Origin of the sequence: Pontibacter pudoricolor, from assembly GCF_010092985.1 — a bacterium.
GTDB classification, from domain to species: domain Bacteria; phylum Bacteroidota; class Bacteroidia; order Cytophagales; family Hymenobacteraceae; genus Pontibacter; species Pontibacter pudoricolor.
The window spans coordinates 811,518-824,190 of the sequence record NZ_CP048106.1 but is presented as its reverse complement, the minus strand read 5'-3'; the positions used below and the strand labels follow the sequence as shown (position 1 = coordinate 824,190).

At 45.0% G+C, this 12,673-nt stretch carries 8 protein-coding genes; 4 read left to right on the top strand and 4 right to left on the bottom strand.

The genetic code is table 11. The features are described from left to right. Positions 1-128: 128 nt before the first annotated feature. Positions 129-1,913: a translation elongation factor 4 gene (gene lepA / locus GSQ66_RS03545; protein WP_162426198.1), complete on the bottom strand. Its 1,785-nt coding sequence runs from the start codon at positions 1,911-1,913 to the stop codon at positions 129-131. Between the two features lie 195 nt (positions 1,914-2,108). On the opposite strand from lepA, the gene GSQ66_RS03540 reads away from it, so the two are divergent. The 3 genes from GSQ66_RS03540 to GSQ66_RS03530 all read left to right on the top strand — a co-directional run bounded on the left by GSQ66_RS03540 (position 2,109) and on the right by GSQ66_RS03530 (position 7,725). Further along, positions 2,109-2,825, top strand: a complete 717-nt coding sequence (locus GSQ66_RS03540; RefSeq protein WP_162426197.1) for a LuxR C-terminal-related transcriptional regulator — start codon at positions 2,109-2,111, stop codon at positions 2,823-2,825. Positions 2,826-3,306: 481 nt separating this feature from the next. Beyond that, positions 3,307-6,693: a methylmalonyl-CoA mutase family protein gene (locus GSQ66_RS03535; RefSeq protein ID WP_162426196.1), complete on the top strand. Its 3,387-nt coding sequence runs from the start codon at positions 3,307-3,309 to the stop codon at positions 6,691-6,693. A 432-nt stretch (positions 6,694-7,125) separates the two neighbouring features. Further along, the gene (locus GSQ66_RS03530; RefSeq protein ID WP_162426195.1) at positions 7,126-7,725 is read left to right on the top strand and encodes an FKBP-type peptidyl-prolyl cis-trans isomerase; all 600 of its coding nucleotides are present in this window, start codon (positions 7,126-7,128) and stop codon (positions 7,723-7,725) included. A 72-nt stretch (positions 7,726-7,797) separates the two neighbouring features. Here the strand turns inward: GSQ66_RS03530 and GSQ66_RS03525 are convergent, their stop codons facing one another. Beyond that, positions 7,798-8,283: a hypothetical protein gene (locus GSQ66_RS03525; protein ID WP_162426194.1), complete on the bottom strand. Its 486-nt coding sequence runs from the start codon at positions 8,281-8,283 to the stop codon at positions 7,798-7,800. Between the two features lie 288 nt (positions 8,284-8,571). On the opposite strand from GSQ66_RS03525, the gene GSQ66_RS03520 reads away from it, so the two are divergent. Continuing rightward, positions 8,572-9,996: a Glu/Leu/Phe/Val family dehydrogenase gene (locus tag GSQ66_RS03520; RefSeq protein ID WP_162426193.1), complete on the top strand. Its 1,425-nt coding sequence runs from the start codon at positions 8,572-8,574 to the stop codon at positions 9,994-9,996. 15 nt (positions 9,997-10,011) lie between these two features. On the opposite strand, the gene GSQ66_RS03515 is transcribed toward GSQ66_RS03520, so the two are convergent. Together GSQ66_RS03515 and GSQ66_RS03510 are read right to left on the bottom strand one after the other, a co-directional pair. Next, the gene (locus tag GSQ66_RS03515) at positions 10,012-10,497 is read right to left on the bottom strand and encodes a hypothetical protein (RefSeq protein ID WP_162426192.1); all 486 of its coding nucleotides are present in this window, start codon (positions 10,495-10,497) and stop codon (positions 10,012-10,014) included. Between the two features lie 346 nt (positions 10,498-10,843). Beyond that, the gene (locus tag GSQ66_RS03510) at positions 10,844-12,655 is read right to left on the bottom strand and encodes a M61 family metallopeptidase (RefSeq protein WP_162426191.1); all 1,812 of its coding nucleotides are present in this window, start codon (positions 12,653-12,655) and stop codon (positions 10,844-10,846) included. Between the last annotated feature and the right edge of the window lie 18 nt (positions 12,656-12,673).

Genomic DNA, 12,673 nt, shown 5'->3' with positions numbered 1-12,673 from the left:
TCAGGACAAAGGACAATAGAAAATTCATTTTCGGGTAAGTCATTTGTCTTTTGGCAAAAATATCCATTGTCAAAAGATTATAAGCGACAAGCCCCGGCGCGCAGGCAGCACGTCGGGGCTTGTTATGTTTAGTCGAGTTTAAGCACAGCTAAGAAGGCTTCTTGTGGAATTTCCACGTTGCCTACCTGGCGCATGCGTTTTTTACCTTTCTTCTGTTTCTCAAGTAGCTTTCGCTTTCTTGATATATCACCACCGTAACATTTGGCCAGTACGTTCTTACGCAACGCTTTCACAGTTTCGCGGGCGATGATCTTCTGGCCAATAGCCGCCTGTATCGCAATCTCAAACATCTGGCGCGGTAACAGTTCACGAAGCTTCTCGCACAAACGCTTGCCCCAGTCATATGCCTTGTCGCGGTGAACTATAGCAGACAAAGCATCTACAGGCTCACTGTTCAGCATCACATCCAGCTTCACCATGTTCGACTGGCGGAAACCGATCAGCTCATAGTCAAGCGAAGCGTAACCACGTGATATGGTTTTCAGCTTATCAAAGAAGTCGAATACGATCTCAGCCAGCGGCATTTCAAAGGTTAGCTCTACACGGTCGCTGGTCAGGTACGTCTGGTTCTTCAGAATACCGCGCTTATCCATACACAACGTAATGATCGGGCCTACAAACTCAGACTTTGAAATGATCTGTGCTTTAATGAACGGCTCTTCAACGTGATCGATATAGTTTGGCTCCGGCATTTCAGACGGGGCACTTACTTTCAGCAATGAGCCTTTTGTAGTATGCACATGGAACTGCACCGATGGAACCGTCGTGATAACGGTCATGTCAAATTCACGCTCCAGGCGTTCCTGCACAATTTCCATGTGCAGCATACCCAGGAACCCGCAACGGAAACCAAAACCAAGGGCAGCAGAAGTTTCAGGCTCCCAAACCAATGAGGCATCGTTTAGCTGCAGCTTTTCCATAGAGGCGCGCAGCTCCTCATACTCGCTGGTCTCTACCGGGTAAATACCGGCAAATACCATGGGCTTCACGTCTTCAAAACCCTGAATACTTTCACCTGGCCTTTCAACGTGGGTAATCGTATCGCCAACTTTTACTTCTTTCGCATTTTTAATACCGGAGATCAGGTAACCTACATTACCGGCTCCCATTTCCTTACGCGCTTCCTGGTTCAGCTTCAGCACACCAATTTCGTCGGCTTCGTAGGTTTTGCCCGTGTTTATGAACTTTACCTTCTCCCCTTTTTTAAGCGTACCATTAAAGATGCGGAAATACACTTCGATACCTCTGTAAGAGTTAAATACAGAGTCGAAGATCAGGGCCTGTAACGGTGCTTCCGGGTCGCCTTTCGGAGCCGGGATACGGTCGCAGATAGCATTCAGAATATCTTCTATACCAATACCCGTTTTTCCGGAAGCATGAATGATATCCTCTCTATCACAACCGATCAGCTCTATGATCTGGTCTGAAACCTCTTCAGGCATGGCGTGCGGCAGGTCAATCTTATTCAGAACCGGGATAATTTCCAGGTCGTTGCCTATCGCCAGGTATAAGTTTGAGATGGTCTGTGCTTCAATCCCCTGCGATGAGTCCACGATCAGGAGTGCGCCTTCGCAGGCAGCAATAGAGCGGGATACCTCATACGAAAAGTCGACGTGACCAGGTGTATCGATCAGGTTCAGCACATACTCTTCGCCTTTGTAATTATAGTTCATCTGGATGGCGTGGCTCTTGATAGTAATGCCGCGCTCACGCTCCAGGTCCATGTTATCGAGCAGTTGGTTTTGCATCTCACGCTCCGCAACTGTCGAGGTAAATTCTAACAGGCGATCGGCCAGTGTACTCTTACCATGGTCGATGTGGGCAATGATGCAGAAATTGCGAATGTTCTTCATAAATATCTATACGAAGAACAAAGTTAAGAAGAAAGTGCGTTTGTTGCTGCTTCTGCGGTAAAATGATTTCAGAGTAAGGCTATAGTTTTAAACTATAAGCACAATTTAACACAGGTTGCAGGAAAGCAGGCTCTTTTGTAAATACAATTAAATCTGTATATTTAAGCATATATATGATCTAAGTTCCTCACACCAATGTCTGAAACACAAACTAGCCCTATTACCCCTGAAAGAATAGCTGAACTTGAACAGCAGTTACTTGAGCTACAGCAAAAGTGCGAATTCCTGGAAAGAGTAATACACGAAGTACCAGCCAACATTTATATCTCGGACCTGCAGAAAGGTTTGGTATGGTGCAATAAAACCAACGAAGAAAGTTTAGGCTACACTTTAGAAGAGATTCAGGAAATGGGTGGTCTCGAATACATGTACAAAATAGTGCACCCTGATGATCATAACATTCCCGACGATAGCATTACGCACTACCAGAACTTTGAGGGAGCTGAATATGGTGGCGTGTTCAGGGCAAAACACAAAGATGAGCATGAATACAAGTGGTTTATAGGCTGGGCAAAAGCATTCAGCAAAAAAAGCCCTGATGAGGTAGAGGAACTGCTTTGCGTGGATGTGGACATGAGCCCGCGCATGAATACCGACACCCAGTTAGTGCAGGCGCTCCGCGATAACCTGAAACAAAAAAATAAGCTCCTTATAAAGTGCCTCCGCAAACGGGAAATTGAAGTGCTCGATCTGGTGTGTAAAGGATTTAACACCAAAGAGATTGCTGATAAATTATTCATCAGTCCCAATACAGTCAGCACGCACCGCAAAAATATTCAGCAGAAACTCGGGACTGCCAACGTGGCCGACCTTGTATCGTTAGGTAAGGAAGCCGGCTTGGGCTATAGTTAACTAAAACCAAGAAGCCTGTAAATCTGTGTAACCTATCCGGCGTCTTTATTTAGACATTTACAGAATAAGCTAATAGGCTTTGTTAATACATATAAACAGTAAAAGGTATTACAAAAGCAAAGCTGCTCAAACCCATCCGGTCACTTACAGCACGTCAGCACCTATCAAGTGCATCATTTTAAACAGTGATCAAAAATTTTAGTTATACATAAGGAATATGACGGCTTATGTCTCAGCCTCATGCCTGGTGACATAAGCCGTCAAGCGTTTTCTCGAATGATACTTCAATACAGAGAATTTGAAGCTACCAACCTCGGAACAGGAAACAGGGATATACGATACCAATAATCAAACTATAGTTTTATAAACTATAAACTTAAGCTATAGTAGTGTTCAGTAGCTCAAATACAGCGCATACTTTAATCTTATTAATCTTAGTCCTATCTTCGCATCATATTTGAATAAACCGTATTACTAAAGTATGTCATTTACTACAGTAGAACCATATAAGCCTGTCAACCATATCCGTATCGTTACAGCTGCTTCTTTATTCGATGGCCACGATGCTGCCATTAACATCATGCGTCGTATCATTCAGGCATCGGGTGCAGAAGTAATCCATTTAGGCCATAACCGTTCGGTGCAGGAGATCGTGGATTGCGCGATACAGGAAGATGCGCAGGCTATAGCGATCACGTCTTACCAGGGCGGCCACATCGAGTATTTCAAGTACATGTACGACCTGCTTAACGAGCGCGGCTGCGGCCATATTCGTCTGTTTGGTGGTGGTGGCGGTGTCATTCTTCCTTCCGAGATCGAAGAACTGCAAGCGTATGGTATAGCGCGTATTTATTCTCCGGATGATGGACGTGCGATGGGCTTACAGGGTATGATAAACGACATGCTGCAGAAATGCGACTTCCCGACAGGCCAGAACCTGAACGGCGAGGTAAAGCACCTGAAAGATAAAGACCCTAAATCGATTGCCCGCCTGATCTCTGCTGCCGAGAACTTCCCGGAAGAGGCCAGAGCGATACTGGATGAAGTAAAAGAACAGGCCAAATTAGTTAAAACTCCTGTGCTGGGCATAACAGGTACAGGTGGTGCCGGTAAGTCTTCATTAGTAGATGAACTGGTGCGTCGCTTCCTGCTTGATTTCCCGGATAAGAAGATTGCCATCATCTCTGTGGATCCATCGAAACGCAAAACTGGTGGCGCTTTACTGGGTGATAGAATCCGCATGAACTCGATCTCAAACGACAGAGTTTACATGCGTTCGCTGGCAACACGCCAGAGCAACCTGGCCCTGAGCAAGTATGTGCAGGATGCCGTGGACATCGTAAAAGCAGCTGATTTTGATCTTATTATATTGGAGACTTCCGGTATAGGTCAGTCCGACACGGAGATCATCGAGCACTCAGATATGAGCTTATATGTGATGACGCCTGAGTACGGTGCCGCCACACAGCTCGAGAAGATCGACATGCTGGATTTTGCTGATGTAATTGCACTGAACAAATTTGACAAGCGTGGCGCCCTGGATGCGATTCGCGATGTGAAAAAGCAATACAAACGCAACCACCAACTATGGGACGTAAAAGACGATGATATTCCTGTTTTCGGAACTATAGCATCGCAGTTCAACGACCCGGGCATGAACCGCCTGTACCGTGCGGTGATGGCAAAGATACAGGAAAAGACCGGTGTGGAGTTTAACTCTAACCTGCACACTTCGCAGGAAATGTCGGAGAAAGTATACATCATCCCCCCTGCCCGCACACGCTACCTTTCTGAAATTTCGGAGACCATCCGCAACTACGACAAGTGGAGCAAAGACCAGGCAGAAGTAGCACAGAAACTATACGGCATCAGAAAGTCTATCGAAGCAGTTCAAACTATAGAAATTGCTGACAAAGACCGCCTGGTAAAGCAGCTGGAAGAAGCCTACGCTGAAGTTGCGCTGAGCCTAGATGGTCAGAATAAGAAGATACTGGAGAACTGGAAAGATAAAGTACAGGCTTACAAAAATGAGTTCTATGTCTTCAAGGTTCGTGACAAAGAACTGAAAATAAAAACGCATACCGAATCACTTTCTCACTTACAGATTCCTAAAGTGTCTACTCCACGCTACGAGGCGTGGGGTGATTTACTAAAGTGGAACCTGCAGGAGAACGTACCGGGCGAATTCCCTTACACGGCGGGCGTATTCCCGTTCAAGCGCGAAGGCGAAGACCCAACCCGTATGTTTGCCGGAGAAGGCGGACCGGAGCGTACCAACCGTCGTTTCCACTACGTGAGTTTAGGTATGCCAGCCAAGCGTCTTTCTACAGCTTTTGACTCGGTAACACTTTACGGAGAAGACCCGGACTTCAGACCAGACATTTATGGTAAGATTGGTAACTCAGGTGTAAGCATTTGCTGCCTCGATGATGCCAAGAAACTATATTCCGGCTTTAACCTGGCTGACCCGATGACGTCGGTTTCCATGACCATCAACGGTCCGGCTGCTATCCTTACCAGCTTCTTCATGAATGCTGCTATTGACCAGCAATGCGAATTGTATATCAAAGAGCACGGCCTGGAAAAGGAAGTAAACCAGAAGATCGAAGCTATCTATAAAGAGAAGGGTGTTGAGCGTCCGCGTTACCAGGGAGAATTGCCAAAAGGTAATGATGGCTTAGGCTTAATGTTGTTAGGCGTAACCGGTGACCAGGTATTACCTGCTGAAGTTTACGAGCCAATCAAGACGCGAACCTTGGCAGCTGTTCGGGGTACGGTGCAGGCCGATATCCTGAAAGAAGACCAGGCACAGAATACCTGTATCTTCTCAACAGAGTTCTCGCTTCGTTTAATGGGTGACGTGCAGCAGTACTTCATCGATAAAAACGTACGTAACTTCTACTCTGTGTCTATTTCAGGTTACCACATTGCGGAAGCTGGTGCTAACCCGATCTCGCAGCTTGCTTTTACGCTGGCCAATGGCTTTACCTTTGTGGAGTATTATGTGAGCCGCGGCATGGATATCAACAAGTTTGCGCCGAACCTCAGCTTCTTCTTCTCTAACGGTATTGATCCGGAGTATGCGGTTATTGGCCGTGTGGCGCGCCGTATCTGGGCAAAAGCAATGAAGCACAAGTATGGTGCTGATGCCCGTTCGCAGATGTTGAAGTACCATATCCAGACATCAGGCCGTTCGCTACACGCACAGGAGATCGACTTCAACGATATCCGTACCACGCTGCAGGCACTCTATGCAATTTATGACAACTGTAACTCGCTGCATACCAACGCTTACGACGAGGCGATCACTACGCCAACGGAAGCATCTGTTCGTCGTGCGATGGCCATCCAGCTGATCATCAACCGTGAACTTGGTCTGGCTAAAAATGAAAACCCGCTACAAGGTTCGTTTATTATCGAAGAGTTAACTGACCTGGTAGAAGAAGCAGTATTGTTAGAGTTTGACCGAATAACAGAGCGTGGCGGTGTGTTAGGTGCGATGGAAACCATGTACCAGCGCGGCAAGATACAGGAAGAAAGTTTATATTATGAGACCCTGAAGCATACAGGCGAGTACCCGATCATCGGTGTAAATACGTTCCTGTCATCCACGGGCTCTCCTACTGTATTGCCTACAGAAGTAATCCGTGCTACGGAAGAAGAAAAACAGTACCAGATCTCGATGCTGCAGTCGCTGCAAAAGGGTAACGAAGATAATTCTGGCGAAATGCTGAAGCGCATTCAGCAGGTGGCTATCAACAACGGGAACATCTTCGAAGAGTTGATGGAAACTGTGAAGTTCTGCTCACTCGGCCAGATTACTAATGCCCTGTTTGAGGTGGGTGGTCAGTATCGCAGGAATATGTAAACTATAGTTTAAACTATAAGGCAAAAAGTGAAGGAGTCGGTGAAAGCTGGCTCCTTTTTTGTTTTAAATACGATGCAATGAATACATAACATTAACTTAAGAATATAATAATACAAAGAAGTAACCCTGCTGCGTTTAACGCGTTATAGCAACTATATAACCCTTTACGATCCCAATCACATGACACGAATTTCAACTATATCTTCGTTGCTGCTTATTGGCACAACATTCGGCTTTCTGATGAGAAGCTGGCTGACTCCACATGATCTACATATTGACCTCTCTGATGAGGAAGTACATATGTACTTATAATTTGATTACGTTTTAAAAAGTGAGAGCGGACCTTGTAGTTCGCTTTTGCCATTTATAAGAGATTAGGTTAAAACCGCTATAACCGGTACTTTTACACTTTCTTTCATATAGCAACAAAACATGACATTACAAGAAAAAATCAGCTACATTATTGGCCGCGACATGGCAGGCAACCTTAAAAAACAAGGAATAGACGTTAACCCCGATGCGTTCATCAAAGGCATGAAAGAAGCCATTGAAGGAAAGCCATCTGCTTTGTCTCAGGCCGAAGTACAGGAAGCCATGATGGAACTGCAGCAGGAAATGGGCGCAAAACAAGGCGCAGCCGGTGCAGAGAACCAGAAAGCCGGTGAAGCATTTTTAGCTGAAAATAAAAACAAGGAAGGTGTTAAAACGCTGCCTAGCGGTCTGCAATACGAAGTTCTGAACGAAGGTACAGGTAAATCTCCATCTGCTTCAGACAAGGTAACAACGCACTACCATGGTACACTAATAGATGGAACTGTATTTGATTCATCTTATGAGCGCGGCCAACCTGCTACTTTCCCGGTTAACGGTGTAATTGCCGGCTGGACAGAAGCCCTGCAGTTAATGAAAGAAGGTGCTAAATGGAGACTATACATTCCATCTGCACTTGCATATGGCTCACAAGGCGCCGGCGATGTAATCGGACCAAACGCTGCACTTATTTTTGATGTAGAGCTTATCTCGGTTAACTAACAGAATACAAACCATAAACACAAAGGCCCGGCTACCTGTAGCCGGGCCTTTGTGTTTGGTAAACTATAGTTCTCAGCTTATATCAGCTACCTGGACTTCAGCGAGCCAGCGCAGGCTTTCTTCATAATACAGGAAATGATTCATGATCAGAAGATTATCGTTATCAATAAAATCATCTCCATCAATATTATGAATGAGGCTCTCGTAAAGCGGAACCGGAAGAATTACCGCAATAAACACATCCTGTTTCAGCATGCGTAATATCTGAGGGAAAATATTCTTGAATACCCAATGCTGGTCCTCTTTATTTATAAGCTCCCTGTTTGAAAGGTCGAGTATCCATTTAGAGGGCTTGTGCACCCTCACCATTCGAAGGATATGCGAATAGCCATCCCTGAACTCTTTAGAACCTACCTCCCCGAACCACTTTACGTGCAATATTTCGGTAGAAGTACTGTAAATCACCTGCAGGTTTTCTGTCAGATATTCATCGCTGGGGTCAGAGAAACCCGCAGCAATCTGTTTACTGTAAGCCTGAATCATAGTTTGGTTTAACATACTTTGGCTAAATGTTTTAACTGACTGGTTAGGTGTTTTTTTAGCGGATAATAAAATCGTAGTAAGGCAATAATAGGTGATTTATAGTTACAAAGCAAGATAATATTAACTTATACTTATAAAGTTTATTATTAATACACAATTTAATACCATCCTGTTATCACACCTTTCCAGACCTTCACTTTTTTAAAACCGGTAGGCAACTATAGCTTAGAAGTAAAACAGAACAAAACATTTGCGGCATCGTTCTAAAACCAATTAAATGCGAATCTTTAAATTATTATAAGCATGGCAGATAATCAGAACGAAGGAGCCAAGTTCCTGAACAGTGTACACAGATATTTTGATAATGCAGCCCAGTATTCCAGCCTTTCTCCCGGGATACTTGCCCAGATAAAAGTCTGCAATAGTGTTTATAAGGTTTCCTTCCCGATAGAGGTAGATGGAAAGATTGAAGTAGTGGAAGGAATACGCGTGCAGCATAGCCATCATAAGCTGCCATCTAAAGGGGGCATACGATTTAGTATGCAGGTAGATGAAGATGAGGTAAAGGCTCTGGCTACCCTCATGACCTTTAAATGCGCTGTAGTTGATGTCCCGTTTGGAGGCGCGAAAGGCGGTGTAAAAATAAACCCGCGTACCAGTTCTGTAAAAACGCTTGAGAAAGTTACCCGCCGCTATGCAGCCGAGCTGATTAAGAAGAACCTTATTGGCCCCGGAATGGATGTGCCTGCACCAGACTATGGCACAGGCAGCCGCGAGATGGCATGGATAGCCGATACCTACCAGGCTTTAAAATATGGAGAAACCAATGCCTTAGGTTGTGTTACTGGTAAACCCGTTGGGCAGGGCGGCATACGTGGCCGCGCAGAAGCAACAGGGCTAGGTGTATATTTCGGAATAAGAGAAGCACTGGCCGATACCGAGTTATTACAGGGGAAAGGTCTGGAAGGCGGCACCCTGGAAGGCAAAAGTATAATTGTACAGGGTCTTGGCAATGTAGGGTATCATGCGGCATGGTTCTGCCAGAAAGATGGAGCTCTTATTACGGGCATAGCTGAGCGCGAAGGTGGCATTTATAACCCCGATGGTATTGATGTGGAGGAAGCTTTCAAGCATCGCAACCAGACCGGTTCTATACTAAACTTTAAGAACTGCAAAAACTTCGAGAATACGTTCGACCTGCTGGAAATGGAATGTGATATACTATTACCCGCAGCGCTCGAAAACCAGATACACATTGGTAATGCTGCTAACATAAAGGCTAAAATTGTGGCGGAGGGTGCAAACGGGCCGGTTACGCAGGAGGCGGAAGAGATACTTCTGAAGAACAACATCGTAATACTGCCGGATCTGTACCTGAATGCGGGTGGCGTAACAGTATCGTATTTTGAGTGGCTTAAGAACCTCTCGAATGTGCGTTTCGGACGAATGGGTAAGCGTGCAGAAGAAGCCAGCTATAAACGCCTGGTAAACGCCATCGAGTCTACTTCGGGTAAAAGCATGACTGCCCAGGAAAAAGCGATATTAACCAAAGGCTCGGATGAGGTGAACCTGGTACGCTCAGGTTTGGAAGATACCATGATAAATGCCTATCACGAAATCAGGGAAACGATGCGGCAAAAGAATATTCCGGACATGAGAACAGCAGCCTTTCTGACGGCTATCGAAAAGATTGGGGTGAGTTATGAGGCGCTGGGGATTTTCCCGTAAACCGTAGGGCTATAATTATAGTTTGGAAGAGGTCGGGAGCAATATCGTATCCTGACCTTTTTTTACGGTCTCCAGCCAGTGAATGGCTTCTTCCCTGTCAGTAAAATAATTGAAAACTATAAAATCGTGTGAGGTAGCTGACTTGGTGGCTGTGTAGTTGGTGATAATGGCTTTAAAGTGCTCTTCGGTAAATACAACGGCCACGCAAACATCAGCATTTAACGTAGACTGCAGCTTACTATAGTAAACATTATTAAGCCATGCTTCCTGCTCACGCTCTAGCGGGCCTACCATCGTAAGGTCCGTGCAGTATAACATAACAGGTCTTTCTTCCTGCACAAAATCAAGGCCCCGCAGGTACGTATCTATAAAAGCGCTATCCGTAGGTTTAGCTTTCCAGATCACCTGCAATATTTCCAATTCACTGTTAAAAATGATGTCAGAATATTTTGTAGAATGTACTACCATGCCATCACGACTAATATATTCGGTATTTTGCACGAAATATATACTTTTAAAATAACACTTCAAAATATTGAATTGTATTGATTAAAGAATACTAAAATCAATATATCCAGCGCCATGCTCTTCTGCCAAAACATAAATATTCTTGGAAAACTGGCAGCGCTTTTAAGCTATAGTTTTTGTTTATGAACATTGGCTGATAGTATAACTGAAAGCCATACAGAGTACAACAAGCTATTTAGAAATAAACTGTCGTGTATCGTGCCGATAAATCAGGGTTATCCGTTTTGCTAATATCGGAGCAGCTATTAAACAAAAAAAGAGAAGCATGTCAATGTTAAGACATGCTTCTCTTTTTTTGTTTAATAGCACAATAAGAGGTTTAAGAATTACCTATCCCAAGCCATTTATTGTATATTTTTACCTGCTCGGGAGTCGCATTGGCTACTTTCTCGAATTTGAATCTGGTACGGTCGTCTTTCAGTACTTTTACCTGCACTACCTGCATAATACCATCACGGGCAATAAGTACTTCCAGTTCATCTCCAGGCTTCAGACCTGTCACATAACGGTCGAGGTCGCTGCCTACACGGAAGCCATTTACCGCTATGATCTCATCTTTAACATTAAGACCGGCCTCATACGCGCTACTTCCTTTTATAACCGATGCTATAGTTACACGGCCATCGCTGTAAGTGGTATTGGCACCCCAGCTGCCCGTGTTAGCGTTCTCATTCACGTTAACTACTTTCAGGCCGGCTGCTTTAAAAAACTCCGAATAATCCGGTGACTTGGTACCATTCACGTAATCTCTGAAGAAAGTATCCATGTTTTTGCCCGCTACGCGCTCTATTTCGGCTTTAAATTCAGCTTCCGTAAAGCCGCGGTCGAGCTGCTTATAGTAGCGGTTATACATATTGCGCATTACATCATCCAGGTCTCTGGCTCCATTCGTGCTTTTCAGTATCTCCATGTTAAGCAGCTGTCCTAGCACCCCTCCTTTTGTATAGTAGGATACTTCCGCGTTGTTTGAATTCTCATTCTGGCGATAAAATTTTATCCAGGCATCGAAGCTGGATTCGCTAACTGCCTGCACTTTATTACCAGGTGTGTTCTCTACATTGCTAATGCTTCCGGCAACCACATCCAGGTAACGTTGCTCCGGCATTAACCCGGCTCTGCGCACTATCAGGTCATCGTAGTAACTTGTAATGCCTTCCGACACCCAAAGCAGTTTTGTATAGTTCTCCTCGTTATAGTTGAACGGGCCAAGCGGGGCAGGACGCAGGCGCTTTACATTCCATAGGTGGAAATATTCGTGTGCTACAAGACTTAGGAAACCGGTATAGCCACTTTCTGAACTATAGCTAAAGCGGCTGGTCTGTAAGGTTGTGGAGTTCAGGTGCTCCAGGCCACCACCGCCACGCTGCATGTTATGAACTATAAATACATACCGGTCAACTGGCAGCTCTCCGAAAATAGAGATAGCCTCTTCCGTAACACGTTTCATGTCAGCCATTAAACGTTCCGGCTCATAGTTGCCTTCGCCATACATCGCTACTTCGTGGGTTACACCGCCGGCTTCATATGTATAGACCTCGTGGTTACCAATCTCCAACGGGGAATCAGCCAGTACATCGTAGTTAGGGAAAGTGTATGTAAACCTGCCTGTAGACTTAAGTCCTGTAGAAACTTTGCTGAAGGTGCTGTGGGGTTTTACCACCAGCGTTCCGTCTTCTTTTTCATACCCTTCAGGGTACATAAAAATACTGGTACCATTTACGTAACCATGCGAGGCATCTAAAAAGCTGGTGCGTACGGTAAGCTCAAAGGCATAAACCTTATAGTTTACTTTAACTTCAGAAGCACGGTTGCTGTATACGCGCCAGGTGTTTTTGTCTATCTTTTCTGCACGGAGTGCTTTCCCGTTTCCATCGGTAGCAGTAAAGCCCTCTACGTTCTTAGGAAATTCACGCACCAGGTACGAACCGGGCGCCCAGACAGGCATTGTAAAATCGATGTGTTTTTTCTTTGCTCCTTTTAGCTCAGCTGTAACTTCGAAATAATGGGTATGCGGTTCAGGCATTTCGAGGGTGTACCGAAGATCGGCAGCAAATGCCGGCGAAATAAAACCTGCCAGCGACAACAGAAATACTAAGAGATAAAGTTTAGGTTGGTTAATAGTGTGAAACATGTTTCAGGTTTAGATTTG